The organism is Acetobacterium sp. (assembly GCF_041752335.1).
Taxonomy (GTDB): domain Bacteria; phylum Bacillota; class Clostridia; order Eubacteriales; family Eubacteriaceae; genus Acetobacterium.
Window position 1 is genome coordinate 70,603 of record NZ_JBGSHG010000073.1, and the last position, 25,107, is coordinate 95,709.

Annotated in this window: 28 protein-coding genes and 3 riboswitches; of the genes, 22 read left to right on the forward strand and 6 right to left on the reverse strand. The window is 49.0% G+C overall.

Going from position 1 to position 25,107, the window contains the following annotated elements:
• The first annotated feature begins 48 nt into the window (after positions 1–48).
• From ACEW8F_RS09490 to ACEW8F_RS09505, 4 genes are all read left to right on the forward strand, one after another.
• Positions 49–1,008: a D-2-hydroxyacid dehydrogenase gene (locus tag ACEW8F_RS09490; protein ID WP_373483232.1), complete on the forward strand. Its 960-nt coding sequence runs from the start codon at positions 49–51 to the stop codon at positions 1,006–1,008.
• Positions 1,009–1,264: 256 nt separating this feature from the next.
• On the forward strand, positions 1,265–1,432 hold the full coding sequence (locus tag ACEW8F_RS09495) for a 4Fe-4S binding protein (protein ID WP_373483233.1): 168 nt from the start codon (positions 1,265–1,267) through the stop codon (positions 1,430–1,432).
• A 14-nt stretch (positions 1,433–1,446) separates the two neighbouring features.
• Positions 1,447–1,650: a hypothetical protein gene (locus tag ACEW8F_RS09500; RefSeq protein ID WP_373483234.1), complete on the forward strand. Its 204-nt coding sequence runs from the start codon at positions 1,447–1,449 to the stop codon at positions 1,648–1,650.
• Positions 1,651–1,678: 28 nt separating this feature from the next.
• Entirely contained in the window at positions 1,679–1,963 is a 285-nt protein-coding gene (locus ACEW8F_RS09505) for a DUF5320 domain-containing protein (RefSeq protein ID WP_373483235.1), read from the forward strand.
• 62 nt (positions 1,964–2,025) lie between these two features.
• Here ACEW8F_RS09505 and crcB read toward each other — a convergent pair whose 3' ends face one another.
• The 4 genes from crcB to ACEW8F_RS09525 all read right to left on the reverse strand — a co-directional run bounded on the left by crcB (position 2,026) and on the right by ACEW8F_RS09525 (position 6,168).
• Entirely contained in the window at positions 2,026–2,379 is a 354-nt protein-coding gene (crcB, locus tag ACEW8F_RS09510; RefSeq protein ID WP_373483236.1) for a fluoride efflux transporter CrcB, read from the reverse strand.
• Between the two features lie 12 nt (positions 2,380–2,391).
• Positions 2,392–2,829 carry a CrcB family protein gene (locus tag ACEW8F_RS09515; protein ID WP_373483237.1) on the reverse strand — a complete coding sequence of 146 codons (438 nt, stop codon included), beginning with the start codon at positions 2,827–2,829 and terminating at the stop codon, positions 2,392–2,394.
• A 91-nt stretch (positions 2,830–2,920) separates the two neighbouring features.
• Positions 2,921–2,980: riboswitch (Fluoride riboswitch) on the reverse strand.
• Between the two features lie 147 nt (positions 2,981–3,127).
• A complete protein-coding gene (locus tag ACEW8F_RS09520) occupies positions 3,128–4,621 on the reverse strand; it encodes a DNA mismatch repair protein MutS (protein WP_373483238.1) in 1,494 nt (497 codons plus the stop codon).
• Positions 4,618–6,168, reverse strand: coding sequence for a DNA mismatch repair protein MutS (locus ACEW8F_RS09525; protein WP_373483239.1), 1,551 nt, complete (start codon positions 6,166–6,168; stop codon positions 4,618–4,620). The genes ACEW8F_RS09520 and ACEW8F_RS09525 overlap by 4 nt, the downstream gene beginning before the upstream one ends.
• 40 nt (positions 6,169–6,208) lie before the next feature.
• Positions 6,209–6,278, reverse strand: a riboswitch (Fluoride riboswitch).
• Between the two features lie 94 nt (positions 6,279–6,372).
• Positions 6,373–6,443, forward strand: a riboswitch (Fluoride riboswitch).
• A gap of 92 nt (positions 6,444–6,535) precedes the next feature.
• Here ACEW8F_RS09525 and ACEW8F_RS09530 point away from each other — a divergent pair.
• The 3 genes from ACEW8F_RS09530 to ACEW8F_RS09540 all read left to right on the forward strand — a co-directional run bounded on the left by ACEW8F_RS09530 (position 6,536) and on the right by ACEW8F_RS09540 (position 9,452).
• Complete coding sequence (locus ACEW8F_RS09530; protein WP_373483240.1) at positions 6,536–8,215, forward strand: dynamin family protein; 1,680 nt, start codon at positions 6,536–6,538, stop codon at positions 8,213–8,215.
• Between the two features lie 65 nt (positions 8,216–8,280).
• Positions 8,281–9,357 (forward strand): bifunctional glutamate--cysteine ligase GshA/glutathione synthetase GshB, encoded by a 1,077-nt coding sequence (gshAB, locus tag ACEW8F_RS09535; protein WP_373483241.1) that lies wholly within the window; start codon positions 8,281–8,283, stop codon positions 9,355–9,357.
• A gap of 5 nt (positions 9,358–9,362) precedes the next feature.
• Entirely contained in the window at positions 9,363–9,452 is a 90-nt protein-coding gene (locus ACEW8F_RS09540; RefSeq protein WP_373483242.1) for a hypothetical protein, read from the forward strand.
• A gap of 31 nt (positions 9,453–9,483) precedes the next feature.
• Here ACEW8F_RS09540 and ACEW8F_RS09545 read toward each other — a convergent pair whose 3' ends face one another.
• Positions 9,484–10,830 (reverse strand): DUF2252 domain-containing protein, encoded by a 1,347-nt coding sequence (locus tag ACEW8F_RS09545; protein ID WP_373483243.1) that lies wholly within the window; start codon positions 10,828–10,830, stop codon positions 9,484–9,486.
• A 231-nt stretch (positions 10,831–11,061) separates the two neighbouring features.
• On the opposite strand from ACEW8F_RS09545, the gene ACEW8F_RS09550 reads away from it, so the two are divergent.
• The 8 genes from ACEW8F_RS09550 (at position 11,062) to ACEW8F_RS09585 (ending at position 19,508) form a co-directional block, all read left to right on the forward strand.
• Complete coding sequence (locus ACEW8F_RS09550; protein WP_373483244.1) at positions 11,062–12,936, forward strand: FAD-dependent oxidoreductase; 1,875 nt, start codon at positions 11,062–11,064, stop codon at positions 12,934–12,936.
• A 12-nt stretch (positions 12,937–12,948) separates the two neighbouring features.
• Positions 12,949–14,658: a phytoene desaturase family protein gene (locus tag ACEW8F_RS09555; RefSeq protein WP_373483245.1), complete on the forward strand. Its 1,710-nt coding sequence runs from the start codon at positions 12,949–12,951 to the stop codon at positions 14,656–14,658.
• Positions 14,658–15,845, forward strand: coding sequence for a glycosyltransferase (locus ACEW8F_RS09560; protein ID WP_373483246.1), 1,188 nt, complete (start codon positions 14,658–14,660; stop codon positions 15,843–15,845). Before ACEW8F_RS09555 ends, ACEW8F_RS09560 begins: the two co-directional genes overlap by 1 nt.
• 14 nt (positions 15,846–15,859) lie before the next feature.
• A complete protein-coding gene (locus ACEW8F_RS09565; RefSeq protein WP_373483247.1) occupies positions 15,860–16,342 on the forward strand; it encodes a hypothetical protein in 483 nt (160 codons plus the stop codon).
• Positions 16,343–16,451: 109 nt separating this feature from the next.
• Entirely contained in the window at positions 16,452–17,114 is a 663-nt protein-coding gene (locus ACEW8F_RS09570) for a Crp/Fnr family transcriptional regulator (RefSeq protein WP_373483248.1), read from the forward strand.
• A gap of 180 nt (positions 17,115–17,294) precedes the next feature.
• Entirely contained in the window at positions 17,295–17,585 is a 291-nt protein-coding gene (locus ACEW8F_RS09575; RefSeq protein ID WP_373483249.1) for a hypothetical protein, read from the forward strand.
• On the forward strand, positions 17,552–18,679 hold the full coding sequence (locus tag ACEW8F_RS09580) for a hypothetical protein (protein ID WP_373483250.1): 1,128 nt from the start codon (positions 17,552–17,554) through the stop codon (positions 18,677–18,679). The genes ACEW8F_RS09575 and ACEW8F_RS09580 overlap by 34 nt, the downstream gene beginning before the upstream one ends.
• Before the next feature lie 22 nt (positions 18,680–18,701).
• Positions 18,702–19,508 (forward strand): methyltetrahydrofolate cobalamin methyltransferase, encoded by an 807-nt coding sequence (locus tag ACEW8F_RS09585; protein WP_373483251.1) that lies wholly within the window; start codon positions 18,702–18,704, stop codon positions 19,506–19,508.
• A 161-nt stretch (positions 19,509–19,669) separates the two neighbouring features.
• Here ACEW8F_RS09585 and ACEW8F_RS09590 read toward each other — a convergent pair whose 3' ends face one another.
• Complete coding sequence (locus ACEW8F_RS09590; protein ID WP_373483252.1) at positions 19,670–20,356, reverse strand: hypothetical protein; 687 nt, start codon at positions 20,354–20,356, stop codon at positions 19,670–19,672.
• A 377-nt stretch (positions 20,357–20,733) separates the two neighbouring features.
• Between ACEW8F_RS09590 and ACEW8F_RS09595 the strand changes: the two genes are divergently transcribed.
• The 7 genes from ACEW8F_RS09595 (at position 20,734) to ACEW8F_RS09625 (ending at position 24,882) form a co-directional block, all read left to right on the forward strand.
• The gene (locus tag ACEW8F_RS09595) at positions 20,734–21,333 is read left to right on the forward strand and encodes a GTP-binding protein (RefSeq protein WP_373483253.1); all 600 of its coding nucleotides are present in this window, start codon (positions 20,734–20,736) and stop codon (positions 21,331–21,333) included.
• Positions 21,326–21,766 (forward strand): hypothetical protein, encoded by a 441-nt coding sequence (locus ACEW8F_RS09600; protein WP_373483254.1) that lies wholly within the window; start codon positions 21,326–21,328, stop codon positions 21,764–21,766. The genes ACEW8F_RS09595 and ACEW8F_RS09600 overlap by 8 nt, the downstream gene beginning before the upstream one ends.
• On the forward strand, positions 21,756–22,067 hold the full coding sequence (locus tag ACEW8F_RS09605) for a DUF1292 domain-containing protein (RefSeq protein ID WP_373483255.1): 312 nt from the start codon (positions 21,756–21,758) through the stop codon (positions 22,065–22,067). Before ACEW8F_RS09600 ends, ACEW8F_RS09605 begins: the two co-directional genes overlap by 11 nt.
• Positions 22,068–22,098: 31 nt before the next feature.
• Positions 22,099–22,905: a methyltetrahydrofolate cobalamin methyltransferase gene (locus ACEW8F_RS09610; RefSeq protein WP_373483256.1), complete on the forward strand. Its 807-nt coding sequence runs from the start codon at positions 22,099–22,101 to the stop codon at positions 22,903–22,905.
• A 122-nt stretch (positions 22,906–23,027) separates the two neighbouring features.
• Positions 23,028–23,657, forward strand: coding sequence for a corrinoid protein (locus tag ACEW8F_RS09615; protein WP_373483257.1), 630 nt, complete (start codon positions 23,028–23,030; stop codon positions 23,655–23,657).
• A 53-nt stretch (positions 23,658–23,710) separates the two neighbouring features.
• A complete protein-coding gene (locus tag ACEW8F_RS09620; RefSeq protein ID WP_373483258.1) occupies positions 23,711–24,679 on the forward strand; it encodes a uroporphyrinogen decarboxylase family protein in 969 nt (322 codons plus the stop codon).
• Positions 24,676–24,882 carry a hypothetical protein gene (locus ACEW8F_RS09625; protein ID WP_373483259.1) on the forward strand — a complete coding sequence of 69 codons (207 nt, stop codon included), beginning with the start codon at positions 24,676–24,678 and terminating at the stop codon, positions 24,880–24,882. Before ACEW8F_RS09620 ends, ACEW8F_RS09625 begins: the two co-directional genes overlap by 4 nt.
• The last annotated feature ends 225 nt before the right edge of the window (positions 24,883–25,107 follow it).

Here is a 25,107-nt window from a genome sequence, read left to right on the forward strand (position 1 = left end):
TAAACAAAAGAGAAGAAACATAAAATCTCACAGAAACAGGTGACAGAAATGAAAATAGTCGTTTTAGATGGATATACATTAAATCCCGGCGATCTCAGCTGGGACGGTCTGGAAAAATTGGGCACGCTAACAGTTTATGATCGGACGACCGAAGCGGAGGTACTCCAGCGGATCGGCCATGCCGAAGTCGTTTTTACCAATAAAACCCCCATCACCAAAGCAACCCTGGCTGTCAGTCAACAGATCAAATACATTGGGGTGCTGGCCACCGGCTATAATATCGTCGATGTAGCTGCCGCCAGCGAACGGGGAATCACCGTGACCAATATTCCCACCTACGGTACTTATGCGGTATCGCAGTTTGCCATCGCTTTACTGATGGAATTGTGCCATCGGATTGGTGATCATTCCGAAGCGGTGCTTGCCGGTGACTGGGCCAACAACCCGGACTGGTGCTTTTGGAATCATCCGCTGATTGAACTGAGCGGAAAAACCATGGGAATCATTGGCTTTGGAAAAATCGGGCAGCGCACCGGTCACATTGCCCAGGCTCTGGGGATGAAGGTGCTGGCCAATGACATCAATAAATGCCCGGAGCTGGAATCGGAAACCTGCCAATACGTCACTCAGGACGAATTGTTTGCCGCTGCCGATGTGATTGTCCTTCATTGCCCGCTTTTTGCCGAGACCCGGGGGATCATCAATACTAAAAATATTGCGAAAATGAAGGATGGGGTTTTGATTATCAATAATTCCCGGGGCCAGTTGATTGTTGAAGAGGATCTGCGCGATGCCCTCAACAGCGGCAAGGTGGGGGGCGCGGCGGTGGATGTAGTGTCTACCGAACCGATCAAATTGACCAACCCTCTGCTCCAGGCTAAAAATATCATTATCACACCGCATATTTCCTGGGCTCCCCGGGAAAGCCGGCAGCGGCTGATGGACATTGCCGTGGATAATCTGGCCTGCTATCTTAAGGGCAATATAAGAAATGTGGTCAATATTTAAGTTTTTTCAGAACAACACACTTTGTTTTCGTAGGATCGAAAACAAAGTGTTTTTATTTGAGGGTGATACTGGTAGAGAGCAAGGTTAAGAGATAATGATGGCAAAATGTGAGCCTGATGATAAAAAAAGAATTGTCAAAGGAAAGAAATAAAAAAAGTTATTGACATATGTTTATAACAGCGGTAGTATAGTTATGAACATATGTTAAATATGAAGAGGACGTCTAAGTTTTGGGAAACAGAAGGGAGGCGATTTAATGGCAGCAGTAGTGAATCTGGAAGAATGCATCGGTTGTGGTAAATGCGAGGATGTGTGTCCAGTTGAAGCGATAAAAGTAGTAGAAGGTAAGGCGATTGTCAGCGATGAATGTATCGATTGCAGTGCATGTGTTGATGAATGTCCGGTCGAAGCAATCAGTTTATAGTCAGGAGGATTAAGATGCCAGGAAAAGACGGAACAGGACCCATGGGTAATGGACCCATTGGTGGCGGCGGCGGGGGCCGAAGAGGACAGGGGAATGGCTTTGGAGCACCAGCTTATTGTATTTGTCCGCAATGTGGGGAAAAGGTACCCCATCAAGCTGGATTTCCATGTACTTCAGTTAAATGTCCCAAATGTCAAACCTTGATGATTCGCGAATAACAAATTAAGCAAGAACAGGAGGATTAAAATGCCAGGAAGAGATGGAACAGGCCCGATGGGTGATGGATCAGTTGGCGGCAGAGGCGGGTCAGGTAGTGGCCGGGGACGGGGTGGATGCAGAAATAGCGGCGGAAAAAACAACCGTTTTGTAAATAACCGGTTTGGCGATCCCTATTGTCGTAGATGGGATAACAGCAACCCGAATGATGTGTCGGTGCTGAAAAATCAGGCCGAATATTATGAGAAACAATTGGAAGCCATTAATCAACGGATTTCCAGTTTGGATGTTGATCAACAAGTTATCGAAGACTAAAAAAGCAGCCTTGAATCCTTCGCGATTCAAGGCTGTTTTTTGATTACCACGCTGGATTAGCGTTAGAATGCTGAAGCAAGAACAAAACCCAGATAAAAAGCCAGAAAACTCAAAACCAATGTGGCCAGCACATAGATCATGGCACTGAGGATCCGGTTATTCTGGAGCAGGACAAAGTCTTCAAACATAAAGGTGGAAAAGGTGGTGTAGGCGCCCAGAAAACCTTCGGCAAATAAACCATAAAGCAGGGCTGAGATATCAAAACCGGTGACGACACCTAAGAGAAAGGCACCGGAGACGTTGATAATAAAGGTTCCGACGGGGATATGCTGATGCCGGGAGGCAAAACGTCGGCCCAGAAAGTAACGGGTGGTGCTGCCTAAAGCACCACCTACAATGATGTATAAAGTCTCCATGAGGTATTTTCCTTAATTGGTATCAATGCTGAATCGGGCAACCAGATTTTTGCCCGCCGGGTGCAAAATATGATGGCCGATCAGATGGCCCAGGTAAACAGCACCCACGCCCAGGGTAATGGAGGCGGCCACATAGTAACAAAAAAAGCGCAGATAACCGGCATCGAGGATATTCAGACTTTCTTTGCAGAAGGTGGAGTAGGTCGTAAAGGCGCCCAGCAGTCCGGCCGTGAGACCCAGCTTGACATCGGTGCTGATCCGTTCGGTTTTAGAAAAAACGGCATTGAGCATCCCCAGCAACAGGCACCCAATCAGATTGATAACGAGGATGGTTAAGGCCAGATTAATGAGCTGATCCGCCGATTGAAAAAGGCTGGGTGAGCTTTTAAGTTCAAACCGTAACAGCGCGCCAACGGCTCCGCCGGCGGCAATAAAAGTGTATTTTTTCATGATAGTCCTCCTGACTCAAGTGAACAAATAATTAGACACGAAGGGGTTTGGCTTAGATGATTTGAGACAATAAAAAACCTGCAGCATTGTAAATCCTGCAGGAGTCATCAGCTGGTAAGCAATTCAGGTGAACTCCATCACCTTGGATGAAATAATGTTATCATGGGCTAATAATCGTGTCAATCAATCCCTTAGCTGTAATCGAAATCAAAATTAAAAAAGAAATAAGAATAAGTTTTGGTTGGGTCATCAGCGTTCATTGATAGAATCAGGTTCCAATTATTTAGAGTTAAAATAATTAGGTTGATGGGTTTCTGCAAGTTTCAAAAACACGCTGATACAGATCATTGCCGAAACTGGTAGGAAAGGGTTTACCCGGAAGAATCACGAAGGTGCGGCTGCCGTCGTCACTTCGTTCGGCTCTTAAAAAAAGGTGATGGGGATTTTTTTCCTGATAAAAACCATTGGCAAAGGCAAAAAAATGGGTAACAAAAACAACCCGGATCTCTTTGGCAAGCAGGGCTTTAACAATCTGGCGGGCAATTTCTGAACCCTCCCGTTCATTGGTCGAAGCAAAGGATTCGTTGAATAAAATCAGCGCCTGGGGTGTTAATTTATCGATGATGGCGCTCATGCGGTTTAATTCTTCATCCAGTTTTCCGGAGGTCATGGTGGCATCTTCGTCTTTGGTAAAATGTGAGAAGATCCCGGAGCAGACACTGGCAGTAAAGGATTCACTGGGCACAAACAAGCCGCATTGCATCATTAACTGGGCCTGGCCGAGGCTGCGTAAAAAGGTCGTTTTGCCGCCCTGGTTGGCACCGGTCACAATCAGCAGATCGTTCATATTGGCGCTTAGGGAATTGGAAATGATGGCTTCCGCGGTTTTAATCAGGGACAACCCCAAATCATACAAACCTTCACAGTTTAGATCCTTTTCGGCTGCTTCCATGGGATCGGGGAAAGTCAGTGGATAAGGCGTTTCACGGATCCGATCATATAAATTGAGGGCACCAACATAGAAAGCCAGTTCGCTTTTAAGGATGTTCCAGAAAGCTAAAACATGCTGGGTTGATAAAACGATGGGATCAATAATCGGCTCACAGGCCCGCACCTTACGATAACCGAGATCAATGGCACCCCGGTCATCCCGGCTATGGAGGGTAAAGGAGGGAGCAAAACGCCACTTCAGGCGGCTGCTTTTATTTTTTTTGCGTAGCACGTAGCTGTGGCCATACAGTTTCTTGCCAACTTGGGCACTAATCAGAACACCATCCTTAAATTGCAGTTCCTTTAAATTCGTATCTAGCATTTTGATGAAATCATCATCCAGATTTTCCCGGATCATGGCAAAAAAGTTTTTAAAACCAGCAGAATTGAATTTGGAAGCCTCGTTGTCGGCAATCTCTTTAAAACAGATAAAATATTTGATAAAAAACTTAAGCAGGTTCACCGAACCGCTTAAATTTGATGAACGATAGGAACTGGTAAAACTCCAGAACCATTCTTTCTTTTTAACCAGTAATTCGGTCACCAACTCATACATCGTCCGGATAATTTTTGGGTTTTTAATGCAGTCTTTCAAAATAGCCTGGCGGTAGAGAATCGCATCGGGATCATTAAGACTTAAAAAGAGGGCCTGATTACAGATATCATAAATAATGGGATCCTGATTGGCCATGACCTCGAGGATGCCTTCAATGCCCAGATCCCGGGTCAAGGTTTTCTGATCCTGGGTAATGGTTTCATTGATACTAAAATTTCGGTCTTGATGCATTAAATAGACGTTCATGAAGAAATCCTTTCATTGATTGACAAATAATCCAAATGATAACGCTGGACAATGTGATTGGCATAGGCCAGGCCGTCAGGCTCTTTTCGGATCAGGGTGTAGGTTCGCGCTGAGGCATCAACGTCAGAAACCATACTGACCATACTGACAATTTTCTCATGACAGGAAGCCAGTTCGGTAATAAAGGTCACGAAGACACAGATGAGATCCAGATTGGCCAGCATGGTAATCAGTTTCTGGCCAATCAGGACGGCATCATTCAGGGTGGTAGAGGACAGAATCTCATTGATGATCACCAGGCTATTGGGGGTCGCGGCATCAAAAATGGCTTTCATCCGCAGCAGGTCATCACTGAGTTTACCCTGCAGCGAATTGATGTTTTCCTCCTGTTCGAAATGGGTAAAGATCTGATCGAAATGAAAAATTTTTGACCGGCTGCCTTGAATCGGCAGGCCCAGACAACCGAGATGATGAATTTGGCCAAAGTGCCGGGAAAAGGTGGTTTTTCCGCCCTGATTGGGCCCGGATATGAGAATAATCCGTTCATTGTTTTTGAGATAAAAACTATTGCAGACCATTTTTGCCGGAGCTTTTGTCAATTTCGCGGCCAGCACCAGATCAAAACCGTCATCATTATAGAGGTCGGTTTTAGAATTGGTGACTTCTGGCAGGGAGAAGGATAGCCCCATTTTTTTTATGGTTCTGATATAATCGAGATAGGCAATATAAAATTGAAGCTCCCGGGAAAAATTAAGGATTACAGGATTCATAAAGCCGTGATGATTCAGGCAATAGTCATTGAGCTGGGCAAAGGACTGAGGGTACAGTTTGGCAGCCAGATTCAAGATGTTGTTTTCAACATGGGCCGCCAATCCTTCATGGAGCTTATCTTCGTGTGCGGCCGCTTGGGGCTTGGGGTTGAAACGTTCAAGCAATTGAATGACTTCGCTGCTGTGATCTGGTTCGCCATCATACTTCTTCACCTTGACCGTATCACCATTGATCAGGATGCAATAATCCAGTGCGAACAGTTCGTCTTTGAGCCGGCTGGTGGTGCCGCTGAGATTGACAAAGGCATCGGAATGGAGATAGTCACCAAGAAAATCACGCAGTGATAAAAAGCCCAGGGCTTTTAAATCGCTGTGCGTCAGACATGCGTAATAACTTCTGACTTCTTCACAATAACTTTCGATAAGATCCAGATAGCGGCCCTTTTCGAGATAATCCTGATGCTTGTCGCCGGAACGGTTAAGGCTGGTCAGACACTGGCCAAATTGCTGATTGAGGGCGAAGATTTTTTCGGAAAAAACGGCGCTTGATCTGAAAAAATCATCATTATCCAAATCACTGGCAATCGCTTGACGAAAATGGATGTTTTCCATTTGTTTTAAGGGTGAATAAAAAAAAGCTTTTAAAGCGTAGTCTTCTTTATCCAGGGTAATGGCATTGATAAGCTGATCGAGATTGAGATCTCTGAAATAGGCGGGTTCAAGATTAACTGGGGTTTCTTCATAGCCGGTTTGATACAAGATACTTTTAAATTCCATAAGGCCTCCTGAATAACAAAAAAAGCTGATAAATTCCGCACATTGTGCAGAAGTCATCAGCTTTTGGCGTTTAAGCATTCGCTAGGGGAAACTTCATTCCCTGTGATGAGTATAGACAAAGGGTAAACATTTGTCAAGTTTATTCATGTCAATTTCGATTGCTGTCACATTTCGCATTGATATTTTGGGGCGTATCGATTAAACTATAAAACAGGTGATGAAGTTCGCCCTGGCCATGGCCAAAATGCTGACATGCTGATGACTTCTGTTAATCATACAGAAGCATCGGCTTTTTTGATTTGAACAAATTATCATTAAGATGAGAATCATCTTCAGTCAAAAGACCCGATGAAGAGAGGAATTGTGGATGAGTAAAAAAAATATGATGACAACGATTGACGATGTGACGGCTTTGCTGCAGGGAGCTGGGGTTTGTGAAGAAGACATCAAAAAACTAAATAATCTCAAAACAAAAATCGCCAACCGGGAGCTGGTTATTTCAGTGATTGGCCAGTTCAAGCGGGGCAAAACTTCGTTTATCAATGGGGTGCTGGAAGCGGCGGTGCTGCCGGTGGGGATCATTCCAGTGACCTCGGTGGCCACTAAAATTTCGTATGGCGAAGAATTAGCTGAGGTTCATTTTAAAACCGGGGAGAGTCAGACGGTGGCACTTGAGCAGCTGGTCGAGTACATTGCCGAGCAGCAGAACCCCAACAATCAGAAAGGGGTTTCCTTTGTCAATCTGTTTCTGCCGGATGATTTTCTTAAAAGCGGCATTACCCTGGTGGATACCCCCGGGGTAGGATCGATTCATCAGAACAATACCGATGAAGCCTATGCCTTTATGAAGGATAGCGACGCGATTATTTTTATGCTCTCGGTGGATAGTCCGATTAATGAAATCGAGCGGGAATTTTTGGTTGAAGCCAGAAACTACGCCGCCAAATTCTACTTTGCCATTAATAAGATCGACACCATCAGCCCGGCGGATCTGGAAGCCTATCTGGGTTATTGTCATGATATCCTCTGTGAGATCATGGCTGTCGATGCCATCGAACTTTTTGCCATCAGCGCCAGAACCAAAGCAGGGATGGCTGAGCTGTTTGCAAAAATAGCTGAAGATATCAAGGTTTCTGCCGATCAGATTATCATGGAATCGGTGGAAATCAAGTTTCGGGAGGTGCTCGGGGTGGCCCTTTCCCACCTGGAATTGTACCGCCGGGCTTACGGCATGCCCCTTAAAAATCTCGAGGAAAAACGAAGCGAACTGGAAGAAAAACTGGGCAGTTTAGATCAGATTACCCGGGATTCCACTTTTTATCTGTTGCGCCATATTGATGAGCTGCTGGAGCAGATTCGGACCGAGTTACAGGATGGTTCCGCCAATATTCGGGAAAAAATGACCGTGGCAATGGCCGCCGCTTATCAAAAGCATCGGGAGGCGAAACCCAAAGAACTGGAAAAAGTGTTGATAACGCTACTGGAAAACCAGCTATCGACCCATCTCAATGACCTCAGTGAGGGGGGGCTGGCCAGTCTTTCGACGGGATATGAACATCTGGCCGAGCTGCTCAATCAGCAGATCGATGATCTCAAGGCCTTTTTGAGCAAGGTGGTGGCGGAACTCTTCGGGATCAGCTATCAGGTCGACACCACCGTGCATACCCTGTCCTCCCGGGATGATTTTTATGTCAAGGTTAATCAGAAGCCGGCGGCCTTTCTGGTGGACATGAATGATCTGGTTTACCTGATGCCCCGGGGTTACGCCAACAAAAAGATCTACACCCGTTATCAGAACAAAATGCTGACCGACGTGGAGCACAATATCAATAACATGATCTATAATTATCAGTACAAGATCCGCGAGAGTGTCCGGGATTTCAAGGCGGTGCTGGCGCGGGAATCGGACACGCTGAAACAGGATCTCACTGAGCTGGTGAACCGGGTTATTGCCGATAAGGAAGATACCTCAAAACAGCTGGGAGATAAAATCCGGGAGCTGGATTATACCTGTGAGCGCTTGACAGTGCTGTTAAAAGAGCTTTAAGTATTGCAAAATAGAATGGCATGGCGGGCATGATAATTAAAGGGTTAAATGCTGAGATAAATGAAATGAGAAAAAAACGTTGTTCAGGGAGAGACGATCGGGTTATACTGAGAGAAAATCTTAAATATAAATTATTTCAGGAGGCGACCTTTATGTTAGAAAATCAATATGACGGCTTAGAATTGTCGACGGCGATGCTGATTAACGCGGCAAAGCAAAGAGGGATTGAGGTTGTGATTCTGGATCTTGAAGATAATTTTATCCGCCTGAAAAAAGGTGATAAAACCGAGTACATCAAGCAGGCCACCCGAACATCGGCGGATACCTATATTGCCCCGCTGATCATGGAGAATAAAGAAGTCACCAAGCTGGTGCTCCGGGAGCAGGGCATTCGGGTGCCGGCGGGGATCATGGTTAAGTCGGCAACTGAAGCCATGGCTCATTATCAAGAATTCCGGGGTAAAGATATTGTGGTCAAGCCTAAATCCTCAAATTTTGGGATTGGGATTGTGATTCATAAAAATCTCCAGTGTGAAAAATGCTACCATCTGGCGGTGATCCAGGCCTTTACCCATGATACTTCAGTGCTGATTGAAGAATTTGTGCCGGGCAAAGAGTATCGCTTTCTGGTTATCGGCGATGCGGTGGTGGGAATTCTGCATCGGGTGCCGGCCAATGTGGTGGGCGACGGGGTTCATACGATTGCCGAGTTGGTGGCCCAAAAAAACCAGAATCCGCTCCGGGGCAAGGGCTATGTGTCACCGCTGGAAAAGCTTCGGTTGGATCACACCGAATTGGCCTTTCTCAGCGAACAGGATAAATCCATCGCGACCATTCCAGAACCGGGCGAAACCGTCTATCTCCGGGAAAACTCCAATATCAGCACCGGTGGCGACAGCATCGACTTTACCGATGATATCATTGCCGATTACAAGGCCATTGCGGTGGCGGCGGCTCAGGCCGTGGGCGCTAAAATCTGCGGTGCCGATATCATTATCGAGGATATTTATAAAACCCCTGATGATCAGAATTATAGTATTATTGAACTGAACTTTAACCCGGCCCTGCATATTCACAATTATCCCTTTGTCGGCGAGAATCGCCATGTGGATGAAAAGGTGCTGGATTTACTGGGGTTTTAACGGCAGTGAACCGGCTGGGCGAGAAACATGGCATTGATACCCCGGTGAACGGATTTTTATATGAGGCCATTAAAGCGTTGGAAATCACCTATTAAGCAGGTGCTTTCTTTTTTATGTGAGATTCGTTTAGCGGACAAATTTCTCATAATCCTGATAAACCTGGCGGGAATAGTGATAACACCATTTGACGATGGCTTTTTCGAAGGCATCGGACTTGCCCATGTAGCCGGCTACATAATTGGCATTGGGACTTTGGGCGTGGGCCCGGGCCAGCAGCAGGCCACAGCCTTCCACGTAATCCAGGAAGCCCTGGCTGGTGAGTTCATTCATTTCAAAGGAGCCCTTCATATCCCGGAATTGGCGCACGTAAAAATCCCGGCCGTTGGCCTGAAAATGACCCAGAAAAGGATCCGAATAGGCCTGCAGGATCTGCTGATAGGTGGTGACCCGTCGGCCATTGTTTTTTTCGGGGTTAAGATTTCCCAGCGGGGAGCCGACAATGGGATTATAGCGGGATACTACCGATTGCGAAGCTTCTTTGATCTGGAGCACCAGGTGGCTGGCGTTTTCACAGGTTAACACCAGCAGATAGCAACGGGTTCCGACACTGCCGACCCCGACAACCCGTCGGGCCACGTCAGTTAAGAGGTGCTGCGATAACAGCAGGGCAATGTCCGGCCGGACGGTTTGCTTATAAGCTTCAAAGGCGGTTTGAACATCGCCAGCCAGGGCGGCATCGAGGTGGGTAAGAACCGGGGGATTTTCGCTGAAAACGCGGCGGCCATAAGCGTCATTTTGGGTCATTTTCGAAATTACCTGGGCCGAGCTTCGGCTTTTGGCTTTTTTAATGACCTTTTTATAGGTCTCTTTATTTTTGGGGGATGCAGAGTCCAGAATATCAGTTTCGCCGATACTGCTGTAATAGCGTTTTAAAGAGCTGGCTTCCAGCAGTTTGCGGAGTTCATAGCGGTAATGGAGGGCAGCTTTGGTGGCGGCCTCCTTGACTTGATCATCGCGCAGGCCCAGGTCTTCGCCGCAGAGGATAATGCTGGTGACAAGTCGTTTGAGATCCCATTCCCAGGGGCCGGGGGCGGCCTCGTCAAAATCGTTGAGGTCAAAAACCAGCCGTCGTTCGGGGGAGGCATATAGACCAAAATTGTTAATGTGGGCATCACCACAGATAATCAGCGGCGCCCCGGTGATCGCCTGATGGGAGAGGTCATGGGCCATGATCAGGGCGGTACCCCGGTAAAAGGTAAAAGGGGACGCCGACATCCGTTCTCGGCGCAGCTCGAGCAGTTCGGGAAGCCGGGTGCGGTTTTGTTCATCGATCATGGCATTAACATCCCGGTCAACGGGAATAAAGGTGCTCTGGTCGGCAAAGCTGACAACAGCCCGGGCGGCTTTGCCTTTCTGCCGCAGGGCCTGGGCCGTGGGGATCATTTGATTGGGGTTGAATCCGTATAATATCATTGCTACCTCCGGTGATAAATTGGGGATCAGGTGATTGTAAAATGGTAAAACGTGACCATGATGCTTGACACAGGGATGGTTTTATTATACCTGTTGAGAGTCAGAATAAACAATAACTGCTGAAGATATCAAAAAAAATGATCCGTTCTCAGGTTGTAATTATAATGATTCGGGGTATAATTGAATAAGAATGATAAACAAAATAAAATGAGCGCAAAAGAGGGAATAGTAATGGAATTTGATGCGATTATTATTGGCGGGGGATTGTCCGGGCTGACGGCCGGGAGTCTGCTGGCGAAAAGCGGATTAAAGGTGGCAGTAATTGAAAAAAGCTATAATCCCGGCGGTTCCTGCGGGGTTTTTAAACGTCATGGGGTGACCTTCGATATTGGCGCGGCGATGCTGTTCGGCTTTGGAGAGGCGGGTTTTAATGCCCATCGCTTTGTTTTTAATTGTCTGGAACAACCGATTGAGGTGGTCAAGCACGACCTGCTGTACTGCATGCATTTCAAGGGTCACGTGATTCGCTTCGGGGCCGACATCGATGATTTTGCGGCCCAGCTGGGTACGGTTTTTCCGTCGGAACAAGCCAATATCCGGCGCTTTTACCGGGATCTGGAGAAAATGTATGGTGATGTGATGGTCGCCAATCCCACTTATACCACGCCGGATGAAACCGAAGCCCGGGGGGTTCTGACAAGCCTGATTAAACATCCGCTGTCCTATGCCCGGTTTCTGGGCTATTTAAATAAAAGCGCCCGCAGTTTGCTGGAAAATTATTTCCGCGATCCGGAGATTTTCAAATTTTTTGATAAGATTACCTCCACCTACTGTTATGCGACTCTGGAAGAAGCCCCGGCGGTACTGGCGGCGGTGATGTTTGTCGATAACCATGTGGGCGGCAGCTATTATCCCGCCGGATCGACCCTATTTTTGCCCGGCAAGCTGGAGCAGGTGATTGAAGAAAACCGTGGCACGATGGTGCTGGAAACAGAAGTTACCGGGATTCTTTTTGAACATAACCGGCCGGTGGGGGTGGCCCTGAGTAGTGGTGAAAAAATATTCGGCCGGGATCTGATCTATTCGGGAACGGTCTGGAATCTCTATGGCAAGCTCATCGACCGGCCCAACTTGAATCTGGCCCGGGCCCGCTGGGCCGCCCGACAGGTGCCCACCTATCCCAGTGTGGTGCTCTATGCCCGGGTTGACAAAGCCGTGATCCCGCCGGATACCCAGCCGGTGGAGATGCTGGTGGGCAACCCCGATCATCTTGATGAGAGCGAGGTGACCATCTACATTTCCAGTCTTGACGACCAGACCCTTTGTGATGAAACCAGCCATGTGGTACTGGCCATCGGACCCAGCTTTGAAAACTGGCAGCAGGGGGAGGCCGCGGATTATCTGGCCCGAAAAGAGCTGGAACAAGCCCGGCTGATCGGGGTCCTGGAAAACCGCTTTCCGGGCTTTGGTCAAGCGATCCGTTACGCTGAACTGGCCACCCCCCGGACGATTGAGCGTTATACCAATAAAAACGGCGGCGCCGTGGCCGGTCCCAAACAGATGCTGGGCCAGCATATGTTTAAGCGGCTCCATACCCGGACCGAATGGGATAATCTGTTTTGCTGCGGCGAATCCACGGTGATGGGCACCGGTACCCCAACGGTGACCACCACGGGGATTGCGGCGGCCAATGCGGTGCTGAAGAAACGGGGACTGCGGCCCTATGTCTATCAGCCGGAGCGAAAGAACATGGTACGGATCCTGACTAAGCCGGTGACCGCCTCAAAACTCTATGCCGATGTTCCGGCTGAAATCCGCAGCCTGATGCAGAAAGCCGCCCGTTGTGAATATTGTGAGCATCCTTATTGTTCCATCGGGATGCAGGTTCAGGGCCGGAATCTGGATATCCGGGGGATCATGCGCCGGGTTACGGTGGGGAATCTGGTTGGCGCCAGAAAACGGCTGGACGCCTATTGCGAGGAACACCAGATCAAAATTGAAACAGCGCCCCTGGATCTGACCGCCTGTGAAAGCCGCTGCATTCAAAATACCAGAAATGGCCAGCCGGTGGAAATCCAGGCGGTGATCGCTGGGTTGCTGGGGTAGAGGGAGGTGGTTATGATGAAGGATTTGAAAAAAGAGGAAGCAAATGGAATGGCGAATTCGGAGAGCTTTTACGATGTGATTGTGGTTGGCGCCGGAATAGCCGGCTTGACCAGCGCCGCCTATCTCACTAAAGCCGGCTATCATACCCTGCTGTGTGAGAAAAGCGACCACCCCGGGGGGCTGGTAGGGAGTTTCACCCGTCAGGGCTTTACCTTTGACGCCGGGATCCGGGCCTTTGAAAACTCCGGCATTGTTTTTCCGATGCTGAAGCAGCTGGGGATTGCGCTGGAGTTTGTCAAGAATCCGGTCGTCATCGGTATTGAAGATACCCAGATGACCTTAGAAGGGGTGGAAAGCCTTCCTGCTTACGCCGCCATGCTGAGTACGAAATTTCCCGATTATCAAGCCGAAATTGCGGCCATTATCGACGAAATCCGCAAGATTACCGGTTACATGGAGGTGCTCTACGGCATTGAAAACCCGCTGTTTATGGATCTGACCATGGATAAGGCCTATCTGTTTAAAACGCTGCTGCCATGGTTGCTTAAATATCAGGTGAATATCCGCAAAGCCCAGAAGCTTGACGAGCCGATTGAAACCTATCTGCTCAGCTTTACCAAAAATCAGGCCTTGATTGATGTGATTATTCAACATTTTTTTGAAAAGATGCCGACTTTTTTTGCGCTGAGCTATTTTGGTTTATACAGCGATTACAGCTATCCCATCGGCGGTACCGGGAGGCTGGTGACGGCACTGAGTGATTTTATTGCTGCTCATCAGGGCGAGCTGGCCCTGGGCACTGAAATCAGCCAGATCGATACGAAGGCGCAGCGGGTGACCACCCGGGATGGCCGCAGCTTCAGCTATCGTGAACTGATCTGGTGTGGGGATATGAAGACGCTTTATGATGTCGTTGATTTTTCGATACCAGGTGAACCCGGCCACCGGGTCCGGGAACAGCAACAAAAGATCCGCGAAAATCGCGGCGGCGACTCGATCTTGACCCTCTATCTTGGGGTTAATTTGGAGCCAGCTTATTTTGCCCGGCGCTGTGGCCCCCATTGTTTTTACACGCCCAGCAAGGCCGGTCTTTCGGCGATTCAGGCGGAAGCCTGGCAGTCCGTGCTGGCCGATCCGGACCGGTCGGCAGCGCAGCAGCGGACGGCCCTGGAAGACTGGGTCCGGGAATATCTGGCCCTGACCACCTATGAGATTTCCAGCCCGGTGCTCCGGGATCCGGCCCTGGCCCCAGCCGGGAAAACCGGGGTGATTGTCAGCACCTTGATGGATTACCGGCTGGTTAAAGCCATTGACGAAGCCGGCTGGTATCTGGACTTTAAAGCCTTGTGCGAAGAGCAGATCCTGACGGTGCTGGAAAACAGCGTTTTTCCCGGTTTGACCGAACAGGTTGAACAGCGCTTCAGTTCCACCCCCGTGACAATTGAGCGGCTCACTGGAAATCTGGACGGAGCCATCACCGGCTGGGCCTTTCGCGACGAGGCGACCGCTGGAAAATTACCGGCGGTCAGTGTTTTCCGCAAAATTGCCAAAACCATTGAGACCCCGCTGCCCCATATTTATCAGGCCGGGCAATGGACTTTTAGTCCCTCGGGGCTGCCAGTGTCGATTCTGACCGGTAAGCTGGCGGCGGATGGGGTCATTAAGCGGCTGGTCAAACAGGGACGAGTGGAGCATGCCGATACCGATCAGGAGGGCCGCTGATGATTGTCGTCGGGGTCATGATTGGGCTGGGACTGGCGGCCAGCTGGGTGCTCTTTTATCGCTTTCCCGGACTGGAGCAAGCTGATCCCCAAGACCAGGGCAATAAAAGGCCCCGGTTGTCGATTATCATCCCGGCCCGGAACGAAGAACAGAACCTGGCCCTGCTGCTGGGCGATTTAAAAAACCAGACGCTTGAGATTCACGAAATTATCTGCGTCGATGACGGGTCTACCGATCAAACCGCTGAAATTGCCACCGCGGCCGGGGTCACCCTGATCACGGCCGCCCCAAAACCAGCCGGCTGGCTGGGCAAGTCCTGGGCCTGTCAGCAGGGCGGGGCGGCCGCCAGCGGGACGCTACTGTTATTTCTGGACGCCGATGTGCGGCTGAGTCCGACCGGGATCGGCAAGCTGTTAAAGGCCCATCAAAGCACCGGCCGGGTGGTCTCGGTGATGCCCTATCATCAGATTGAGAACAAAACCGAGGCGTTGTCGCTTTTTTTTAATTGCCTCCAGATGGGCGCCAATGGCCTGGGCTTACCGGTGGGACGCGATCAAAACAAGCCAAGCAATGATCAAAAACAACAAGCGCAAAAAAATAAAAAACAAAAAAATGAAAAAAGTAGCCATCCTTATCAGATCGGCCTCTATGGCCCGGTGATCGTAATCAGCCGGACCGATTATCAGGCCGTCGGGGGTCATGCCGCCATTAAAGACAGCATTGTCGATGATATGGCGCTAGGCGAAAAACTGCGCGAAAAGAATATTCCCTTTGCCTTATTTCTGGGGGATCAGGACGTTTCCTATCGGATGTATGGCGGCGGATTGCGGCAGCTGATTCAGGGCTGGACCAAAAACCAGGCCGCCGGGGTGGCAAAAACACCGCTGCTGATTCTCGTGCTGGTCTTTTTCTGGATCACCGCCAGTGCCTCGGCACCGCTTTATCTGGTGCTCAGTCTGGTCTGGCAGCAGTGGTTGTGGAGTGCCATATTGGCCGCCGGCTATGGCATCTGGGTGCTGGAACTACACCGCATCGCCCGGCATATTGGCAGTTTTTCTATGATTGACATCGTCTGTTATCCGCTGCTGCTGCTTTTTTACCTGCTGATCTTTTTGCGGTCGCTGGCTAAAAAAATCTTGGGGCGCCCGGTGATATGGAAAGACCGGGAAATTAGACTGGATAAATAAGAGAGGAGCAGCGCATGCAAATTATTTTTCTGCCCCAGGGGCTGACCATTCTGCTGTGTTTTATTGTCTGGCCGTTGCTGATGGTTGCTGCGGCCCTGATCTGCACCCGCTTGCCGGATCGTTTTTTTGACTACGCCGCCTGGTTCTATCGGGCTCATCGCTGGGAAAGAGATGGCGAGATCTATCAAAAGTGGTTCCGGGTGCGGCGCTGGAAAAAATACCTGCCCGATGGGGGATCGCTGGTGAAAGGCGGTTTTGAAAAGAAAAAGCTGGTCAGTTTTGAAAAAGACAATCTTGACAAATACCTGCTGGAATCCTGCCGGGCCGAAATGATCCACTGGCTGGCGCTGCTGCCTTTCTGGGTGTTCGGTTTTTTTACGCCGCCGATCGTGATTCTTGATATGCTGATCTTTGCCCTGGCCGTTAATCTGCCCTGTGTGATTGCCCAGCGCTACAACCGGCCGCGGATTGTCCGGATTGTGGTGTGGCGGCGGTGAGTAGACGTTTATCTTCAAGGTTTTGTTGAAGAGATTAAAGTTGACAGATAAACCAGAAAAAGATACGATAAAAGTGTGAAGAAACAGTTTTAGATGAAAGGCAGGCGCGATGGAGCTGCAATATTATTTTGCCGATGATTTTTCGGCGTTTGAAGATTATTTCGCCGAGATTAAAAGTGCGGTCCGGCGCTATCATAAAAACGAACCGGTCAACGGCTTTGGGGAGCCGATGGATGAGATGTATTACATCACCAGTGGGACGATGTCCGGGTCTTTTATTCATGAATCCGGAAATATCAAAACTTCGTCGTTTTACGGTAAGGGTTATCTGGCGCCGCTGTATTTTCCCGGCGAGATTGACATGATGCGATCCTTTGCCTTTACCGCCGTGACCGATCTGGAAGTCTATGTCTTTAACCGGGTTGGCTTTGAGCAGTATGTCAATACCAATCCGGCCTTGAACATCGCCATGTATCGCGCCTATATCAAACTGGTTTCGTTAAATGGACAGGAATTAGCCAACCAGTTGTTTTCCACCGGGATGGAAAAAATCTGCAATTTTTTTTATATCTATTTAAAAAACACCAACGATCATGACCAGCGGATTCCCTTTTCGCAGCAGGCGATTGCCGAATTTGTCGGTCTGAACCGGGCCAATGTGGCCAAATATCTCAAGGTGCTGCGCGAAGAAAAAGTCATCGATACCCAACGAAACCAGATAATGGTGACAAACATCGAAAAACTGCGGCAATTTTGTTCAGAAAACATTTAAACTTTCTTAAAATAAATAATATTTACAAAAATAAGCGTCCTTATGTCTTTTGCGAGACAGAAGGGCGCTTTAAAATTTGTTATGATAGCGGTAACGATGTAAACCTTTAACGGTCGATCGGGGAAACCGGTAGCAAAATTACTTTTGTTCAAAATCTATCTAATTTAGTGGAGGAAAAAAATGAGTGATATTTTAGCTTTACAACAGCAACGGGGTAAACTGTACAGTGATTATTATACCAACACGATTCCTGAGCGGATGCCGATCGGGCTGACCCTGCCCCAGCATCTGGTGGCTGAATATGGTGGTCAGAACCTGTTCGATTTTCAGTTTGATTATGGCAAAATGGCCGATCCGGCCCGGGAGCTGTGTGCTAAAATCTATTCCGATTCCTGTCTGGTGGCACCGGCTAATTTCTGCTGTCCCGGACTCCGTCGATGTATCAGCTCTATGGCTCCCAGTCCTTTGTGATGGGTAATGGCGGTTTTGTCCAGCATCCGGAGGTGGTCGGAATGCTGGCTGATGAGTATCCGCAATTAATTGACAATACTTTTGATTTTCTGGTCGAAACCGTCATCCCGCGGCAGCATAAAAACCTCGATCCCCAGAACCCGATTAAGATGGCCACCGCTATTCAGATGGGTAAGCTGGCCCTGCAAAATGACGAAATGGCCTTTTTGCCGACCTTTTTTGAATTGATCCAGACTCATGGCTATTATCCCGGCAGTCCCTTGGGCTCCTTTAATTTCACCGAAGCCCCGCTGGACTTTATTGCCGATCAGCTGCGCAGCTTTTCCGGCATCAGCATGGATGTCCGTCGTCATAAAACCCAGCTTCAGGAAGCCGCCGCAGCGGTGATGCCGCTGCTCTATCATTGGGGTTTGCCGGGCAATATCCATCCCCAGGGATCGGTCTTTATTCCATTGCATATGCCAACCTTTATGCGGGAAAAGGATTTTGTGGAGATCTATCTGCCTTCTTATAAAACGATGCTGCAGCAGTTTGCCGCGGTAGGCGCCCGTCCCAATATGTTCTGTGAACACGATTGGAGCCGTTATCTGGATATCCTGCTGTCGGAAATCCCGGCGGGTTGTCAGCTGGCTTTTGAATACGGCGATCCCCAGACCGTCAAAGATAAGCTGGGTAAAAAATTCCTGCTGACCGGGTTATTCCCCAGTGCCTCACTGAAGACCGATACGCCGGCCCAGATTGTTGACCGGGCCAAAGCCTTCCTGGATATTATGCTCCCCGGCGGCGGTTATCTGTTTGGCTTTGACAAAAACCCGCTAACCCTGAAGGAAGTGAATCTGGAAACTCTGGCCGCCTTAACCGAATACATCCGCGACCATGCCGCTTACGAAAACCCCGGCGCCGCTTTTGGTACACCGCTAAACAGCGAAGGCTTTGTCTATGATGAGCGCCTGGTGCCCAAGCCCCAGTCTCAATATTTATTCGACTGGGAAACATTTAAACAAAGCTATCCGCTGACCCCGGATTTTGCCCGGGCCAATTTTGAGCGGTTCAGCCATGAAGCCTTTGATTTTTACATGAACCTGCTGATTTAAGACACAGCAAGAAGGAGCAATTATGATTATAATCGGAGAAAAAATTAACGGCAGCATTCCGGCGGTTAAGGAGGCGATTGACAAGCGAGATGCCGCTTTCATTGCCGACCGGGCGGTCAAACAGGCGGCGGCGGGGGCGGATTTTATTGACGTCTGCGCCAGTACCGCTCCGGAGCATGAGATTGACACCCTTAAATGGCTGATGGCCGTAGTTCAGGAAGCGGTGGAAACGCCGTTATGTATTGATAGTCCCAATCCCCGGGCGATTGAGGCGGTTTTTCAATACGCCAATAAACCGGGGCTGCTCAACTCGATCTCGGAAGAAGGGGACAAGTGCGCGGTGCTGTTACCGCTGCTGGCTGGTAATAGCTGGGAGGTGGTGGGACTGACCTGCGACAACAACGGGATTCCCTGCGATCTGGACACCAAGCTCAAAATCACCCGCAGCATGGTCGAAAAGGCTGACAAATTTGGCATCACCCCAGATCGGATCCATATTGATCCCTGCGTGATGGCGCTGTCGACGGAAAACAATGCGCTACTGAATCTGGCGACGGAGATCCGAGCGATCAAAGCCCTCTATCCGAGCATCCATGTGACCGGTGCGATCAGCAATATCTCCTTTGGCATGCCGCTGCGGTCACTGCTCAACAAAACCGCGATGGCCTTCGCCATGGCGGCGGGGATGGACTCAGCGGTCCTGGACCCACTGAACCGGGACATGATGGGCACCATCTTTGCCAGCTATGCCCTGCTGGGTCAGGATAAGCATTGCCGCAAGTACAGCAAGGCCTACCGGGCCGGGGTAATTGGGCCGGTGGGGAAGTAACGGCTAATTGATTAAAACACAAACAAGCCCCTTGCCACCAGACGATGATCTGGTGGCAGGGGCTTGTTTGTATCTGCTATTAAAAACAGGGTCTGTGCCGAGAGCGCGTTGCCCAGACCGTCCTGCGGCCGGGGTTGTCCTGGGCCGTTGGCTAGGGCGGATTAAACCGCGGGTTCAGCTGCGGCTTTTTTAAAAACGCCCATCAGCAAGGCGATAAAAACCATCCAGGGGATCAGTGACGTAAGCGAGAAGATCATCCCGACCAGACCCGCCGATGAGGGGACAATCATCAGAACGCCGGAAGCCAGACCCCACCAACCGATCGATTTTTTAAAACCGGGACTGCGGAGGAACGTATAAGCAAATAGCAACAGGCCGATGGCGTTGAGAACATAGTAAGTATTGAACGCCGTTCCGGTATAGCCGGCCATCACTGCTTCGCCGGCGGCCAGATACAGGGGTTGGTCCGGGGGCAGCGCCTGGGCATAGAGATTGCTCAGGGTCAGCATTTCAAAGGCCGGGTTGGAAGGATAGTAACAGGCAATTCCGATCAGGCCGAGGACGATAGCCAGCAGCACCGTCACCGGTTTTTCCCGGAACAACAGCACCGCGATGGCCAGATAGATGATGACCAGAATCGCATTGTTGAAGAGGTAAATAAAATCCAGACTTAACAGCCCCAAAAAGGGATGCTGCTGAAAAAGATCAAAAAAACCGGTCACCGTGTCCGGCGGCGGAGCAATCACAAAGACCACAATTTGCAGCGGGATCAGCAACAGCATCACCAGGGTTAACACCCGGGCCAGGGCGAACAGCGGTCGAAAGTTGAGTTCAAAATCAGGCTTCATTAGAAAACACCTCGCTTATCAGATTAATCTGGTTTCATTTTAACAGGTTCTGGGGAGGATGGCACCAAAAAAATACGGTATAAAATCTTAAAATTAAACGATTAAAGACCTGGATTTTTACGCCAGGTCATTTTTTATGGCCGAAAATGTCGGAATAATCCTATCTTTCCTTGAATCGATGTCGTTATTTTACCATTTGATAAAATGTCCGGATGCTGTCCCGGAAAATAAGCGGGAATTTTCATAAAATGATGTGATTTCGTCCATATCTTCATCGTTTTCATTCGGATATAATGCAGATATTACAAAAACGAAGGAGCTGATACGATAACACATTATAAAAGATACAAAAGAAATGTGAACAGGAGGCGAAAGCTTTGAAAATATTGATACTGGGTGGTTTTCTGGGATCCGGCAAAACATCGGTGCTGTTACAGCTGGCCCAATATCTGGTGCAGCAATCCTCTGGCAGTGAAAAGAGTCGGGTGGCGATCATTGAAAATGAAATCGGCCAGATCGGCATTGACGACAAGTTGCTGCGGGGCAATGGCTATACGGTCCGGGACATTTTCTCGGGATGCGTCTGCTGCAGTCTTAACAGTGATTTGCTGTCAGGCGTGCAGGAAATAAAACGTGAAGTTGATCCGGAATGGCTGATCATCGAAGCGACCGGAGTGGCCTTTCCCGATAAGATCGCCGAATCACTGTTTACTAACCTGGGGATTGCCGCCCAGATTGTCACCCTTGTTGACGCCAGTCGCTGGCAGCGGATTCGGATGCCGCTGGCAAATCTGATTGAAGGACAGCTAAATGATGCCCACCTGATTCTGATTAATAAAACTGATCTGGTGGAGGAAACCGTATTGCGGGAGGTTGAAGCTGACCTCTGGGAACTGAATTCAGATGCGGCAATCTATCTGATCAGTGGAATTAAACCCATTGATGAACGGCTGCTTAAGGTGATCCAGAATGGCTGACTACAAGATCAAAATCAGAAATAGTGAGCAATTGAGCAAACGCAAAAGCTATCAGATTGTGACCACTTTGCATGAAGGAGCGGTGGCCATGGCCGGGGAAACTGTGTTTCAGGAGAAATCTTTTAATGCCCTAAATACCGTCATCCAGGAAGAATTTGCGGCAATCAATCAATGGATTGCCGCGCGCGGTGGGATTGTTGGTCATCTCAAAAGCTTTCTTGCAACAACGGGACAGACCGCGATGATCTCGACAACCGGTGATCAGGTAAGTTGTCGCCTGCAGCCAGCCGCCGCAGACGGCAGCAATGGGGTTTTAGTCAGTATTGCGCTGATCGTTTTTGCTATTCCCCCGAATGATTTGGAAGCGCGGCTGATTGATCTTTTTGAGCAACTGGAATGCGCCCAGAAAAAAGGAGAAAGCCATGACCAATAAAAACCAGCCAGCCGAAAGCCGGATCTATAGCGATGAACACGGCAACCATTTTAAAATGGATGTGATAAAGTATTTCAGTTTTGGTGATAAGCAGTATGTATTGACCAGGGAGCAGCGACTCCACCATAATCATGGCGAAAGCTGTGATTGCCATGACCACCATCACCACCGGGCCGAAACCGCCAGCGAAGATCTCTATGTTTTTGAATGGTGTGATGGACCTGACGGCCCGGCCCTGCTGGCGGTCAGTGAGGCAACCCTTAAGGCATTGGAGCCCCTCCTGGCCGGGCTGGAAAATTAAAAATAATGAAGAGAAATTAGGAGAACAATACATGATCATCATCGGAGAAAAAATCAACGGCGCCATTCCCGCCACAGCTAAAGCCATTGCGGCGCGGGATGCCGAGTATATTAAGCATCTGGCCCGAATTCAGACGGCGGCCGGGGTGGACTATATCGATGTCTGCGCTTCAGTCGAGAATAACGTTGAGCTGGAGACCATGAAATGGCTGATCGACATCGTCCAGGAAGTCACCGAGACCCCGATTGCAGTGGACAGCCCCAACGAGCAGACCTGCATTGCGGCCATGAGATACTGCAACAAACCGGGGCTCTTTAACTCGGTTTCGATGGAAGGCAATAAGGTCGATGTCGGCTTTGCGGCCATTGCCGACACCAGCTGGGAATGTGTGGCGCTGCTTAACAGTGACAAGGGCATTCCCAAAACCGCCACTGACCGGTTGGAAGTGTTTGCCGATATTATGGCTAAAGCCAAAGAATACGGCATTGACCCCTTGCGACTGCACATTGACCCACTGGTGGAAATGCTCTGCACCTCGGAAGAGGGAATCGCGGTGGTGACCGAGGTGATCCGGGAGATTAAGAATCAATACCCGACCATCCACGTTACCGGAGCGATCAGCAACATTTCCTTTAACCTGCCGGCCCGCAAAACGGTCAATATGGGCTTTACCGTTATGGCAATGATGGCCGGGCTGGACAGTGCTATCCTTGATCCCACCGATCGGGATTTAATGGGTATTATCTTTGCCACTGAGGCATTGATGGGGGAAGACGAATATTGCGTCGAATATATCCGGGCTTACCGCCAGGGCATTCATGGCGCGGTAAAAAAATAATAAATCAAACCAGCGGTTGTTCACTGAACATCGTACCGATCAATAGGTAACAATTGTCGGTACTGGGTTGGTTTTGTAAATAGAGCTTTAAATAATATCGACTATAATAGGAGGAAGAAAGCATGTCAAAAATTACAGAAGTCAAAGAATTGGTGGAAGCGGGTAAATCCAAGAAGGTAGGGGCAGCGGTCCAGGAAGCGTTGGATGCTGGCGGCCAGCCGGCGGATATTCTGCAGGCGATGGTGGATTCGATGAGCGTAGTTGGGGATAAGTTCTCGGCCGGCGAAATTTTCGTTCCGGAAATGCTGATCGCGGCCAAGGCGATGTCCAAAGGGGTGGATGTGTTACGACCCTTAATGGCTGGCGATAACTCCGCCTCACTGGGAACCTGCGTGATCGGAACCGTCGCCGGAGATCTTCATGATATCGGCAAGAACCTGGTTTCGATGATGATTGAAAGCGCCGGCTTTACGATGGTAGATCTGGGCGTGGATGTACCCGCTGAAAAATTTGTGGAAGCGGCCAAGGAAAATGATAATGTTACCTTAATCGCCTGTTCGGGACTGTTGACCACCACCATGCCCGCCTTAAAAGAAGCGGTAGCGACCATCAAAGCCAGTGACCTGAGCGACTGCAAAGTAATTGTCGGCGGCGCGCCGGTAACGCCGGAATTCGCCGCGGAAATCGGGGCTGATGGCTATGCGGCTGATGCCGGGTCGGCAGCGGTGAAGGCCAAAGAACTGGTTAAGTAATAAATAATTGATAAGAACTAAAAATAAAAGCATAAATAAGGGGAGGATACAAGATGAATCAGAGAGAGAATTTTTTTGCGATGCTGGACGGCAGAAAACCAGAGTTTATACCGAATATGATGGAAGTTTATAAAATGTGCGTGTTTGGGACCGGCATCACCGATAGTCCTTTACAAGGGGGATTGGATCCTCTTGGTGTTAATTGGATTGTAACCAAAGAAGGTGCTATCCCGGAACCGAATAATTTCATGTTTGAAGATATTGCTGATTGGAAAGACTACGTTAAATTTCCAAATATCGATAGTCTCGGGATTGAAGCAGCTGCAAAAATAGAAATGGCAGATTTTACTCCCGGGGAACAGGTCGTCAATGTGTTTAGCGTCTGCGGTTTGTTTGAACGATTGGCCGCCTTTATGGGCTTTGAAAACGCCCTTTGTTCACTGGTGGAAGATCCCGAATCCTGCCAGGAATTCTTTGACGCTTTTGCTGATTATAAAATTGCCTGTCATCATCGTTTTATCGATGCTTATCAGCCGGACATGATCACTTATTTTGACGATCTGGCGACAGCCAACGGGCTCTTCATGTCACCAAAAGTTTATCGTGAAGTAATCAAGCCAGCTCATCAGCGCATTATTGAAGCCGTCACATCCAGAGGTGTGATTTTTGCCCAGCACACCTGTGGTAAATGTGAAGAAATTGTCGGAGATTATGTCGAAATGGGGGCTAAAATGTGGAGTTCCGCCCAGATCAGCAATGATCTTGAAGGGATAATGGAAAAATATAAAGGACGCCTGATTGTTGAAGGGGGTTGGGACTCTTCCGGACCAGTCAGCTATAATGATGCTCCAACCGAAGCTGTCATTGATGAAGCTGTTCGCTGTGCAAAACAATATGGAAAATACGGAAATTTCATTTTGATGCCTGTTTTAATGAATGAGAACGGCAACTCAATGTTGGTCGGTGATCCGCGATTGACACCGATGCTTGAAGCTTGGCACGGCGTCGAAAAACTCGCATGAAACAGGCGATACTGACCGGACTAATCGGTGGGGTCATGGGTCTGATCATGAGTTTTCTGATGAACTGGTTACTGGTTCCAATCCCCGAAACAGTGCTGGCCAACGCCCTTGGCAACGGCATCAGCGGCTTGCTCAGCGGGTTTATGGTTGGCTTTATCGGGCTGCTGATGTATCTCAAAAAAAGTACGGCTCCAGAAAAATAATCGCATTCCCAAAAACGACAGCAACACAGCGCTTCACCCCGCTGTGTTGTTTTCATCTTTACAAAAGACAACGCTTTTAATTTGATATTGTTTTTAGAAAAATCATGCTATACTGATAAAAATCACAGATTAAACTAAACAGGTGAAGCAATGGATCACAACGAACCCCGGAAGCCCAATCAAAAACGCCTCAGCGACCTGGTCGACATCAAAACCCTCCAGGAA

Excerpts from the sequence above, each read along its gene's own strand:
- ACEW8F_RS09490 (WP_373483232.1), top strand. The coding sequence starts at position 49 with ATGAAAATAGTCGTTTTAGATGGATATACATTAAATCCCGGCGATCTC.
- ACEW8F_RS09495 (WP_373483233.1), top strand. The coding sequence starts at position 1,265 with ATGGCAGCAGTAGTGAATCTGGAAGAATGCATCGGTTGTGGTAAATGC.
- ACEW8F_RS09500 (WP_373483234.1), top strand. The coding sequence starts at position 1,447 with ATGCCAGGAAAAGACGGAACAGGACCCATGGGTAATGGACCCATTGGT.
- ACEW8F_RS09505 (WP_373483235.1), top strand. The coding sequence starts at position 1,679 with ATGCCAGGAAGAGATGGAACAGGCCCGATGGGTGATGGATCAGTTGGC.
- crcB (WP_373483236.1), bottom strand. The coding sequence starts at position 2,379 with ATGGAGACTTTATACATCATTGTAGGTGGTGCTTTAGGCAGCACCACC.
- ACEW8F_RS09515 (WP_373483237.1), bottom strand. The coding sequence starts at position 2,829 with ATGAAAAAATACACTTTTATTGCCGCCGGCGGAGCCGTTGGCGCGCTG.
- ACEW8F_RS09520 (WP_373483238.1), bottom strand. The coding sequence starts at position 4,621 with ATGAACGTCTATTTAATGCATCAAGACCGAAATTTTAGTATCAATGAA.
- ACEW8F_RS09525 (WP_373483239.1), bottom strand. The coding sequence starts at position 6,168 with ATGGAATTTAAAAGTATCTTGTATCAAACCGGCTATGAAGAAACCCCA.
- ACEW8F_RS09530 (WP_373483240.1), top strand. The coding sequence starts at position 6,536 with ATGAGTAAAAAAAATATGATGACAACGATTGACGATGTGACGGCTTTG.
- gshAB (WP_373483241.1), top strand. The coding sequence starts at position 8,281 with ATGAGAAAAAAACGTTGTTCAGGGAGAGACGATCGGGTTATACTGAGA.
- ACEW8F_RS09545 (WP_373483243.1), bottom strand. The coding sequence starts at position 10,830 with ATGATATTATACGGATTCAACCCCAATCAAATGATCCCCACGGCCCAG.
- ACEW8F_RS09550 (WP_373483244.1), top strand. The coding sequence starts at position 11,062 with ATGGAATTTGATGCGATTATTATTGGCGGGGGATTGTCCGGGCTGACG.
- ACEW8F_RS09555 (WP_373483245.1), top strand. The coding sequence starts at position 12,949 with ATGATGAAGGATTTGAAAAAAGAGGAAGCAAATGGAATGGCGAATTCG.
- ACEW8F_RS09560 (WP_373483246.1), top strand. The coding sequence starts at position 14,658 with ATGATTGTCGTCGGGGTCATGATTGGGCTGGGACTGGCGGCCAGCTGG.
- ACEW8F_RS09565 (WP_373483247.1), top strand. The coding sequence starts at position 15,860 with ATGCAAATTATTTTTCTGCCCCAGGGGCTGACCATTCTGCTGTGTTTT.
- ACEW8F_RS09570 (WP_373483248.1), top strand. The coding sequence starts at position 16,452 with ATGGAGCTGCAATATTATTTTGCCGATGATTTTTCGGCGTTTGAAGAT.
- ACEW8F_RS09575 (WP_373483249.1), top strand. The coding sequence starts at position 17,295 with ATGAGTGATATTTTAGCTTTACAACAGCAACGGGGTAAACTGTACAGT.
- ACEW8F_RS09580 (WP_373483250.1), top strand. The coding sequence starts at position 17,552 with ATGTATCAGCTCTATGGCTCCCAGTCCTTTGTGATGGGTAATGGCGGT.
- ACEW8F_RS09585 (WP_373483251.1), top strand. The coding sequence starts at position 18,702 with ATGATTATAATCGGAGAAAAAATTAACGGCAGCATTCCGGCGGTTAAG.
- ACEW8F_RS09590 (WP_373483252.1), bottom strand. The coding sequence starts at position 20,356 with ATGAAGCCTGATTTTGAACTCAACTTTCGACCGCTGTTCGCCCTGGCC.
- ACEW8F_RS09600 (WP_373483254.1), top strand. The coding sequence starts at position 21,326 with ATGGCTGACTACAAGATCAAAATCAGAAATAGTGAGCAATTGAGCAAA.
- ACEW8F_RS09605 (WP_373483255.1), top strand. The coding sequence starts at position 21,756 with ATGACCAATAAAAACCAGCCAGCCGAAAGCCGGATCTATAGCGATGAA.
- ACEW8F_RS09610 (WP_373483256.1), top strand. The coding sequence starts at position 22,099 with ATGATCATCATCGGAGAAAAAATCAACGGCGCCATTCCCGCCACAGCT.
- ACEW8F_RS09615 (WP_373483257.1), top strand. The coding sequence starts at position 23,028 with ATGTCAAAAATTACAGAAGTCAAAGAATTGGTGGAAGCGGGTAAATCC.
- ACEW8F_RS09620 (WP_373483258.1), top strand. The coding sequence starts at position 23,711 with ATGAATCAGAGAGAGAATTTTTTTGCGATGCTGGACGGCAGAAAACCA.
- ACEW8F_RS09625 (WP_373483259.1), top strand. The coding sequence starts at position 24,676 with ATGAAACAGGCGATACTGACCGGACTAATCGGTGGGGTCATGGGTCTG.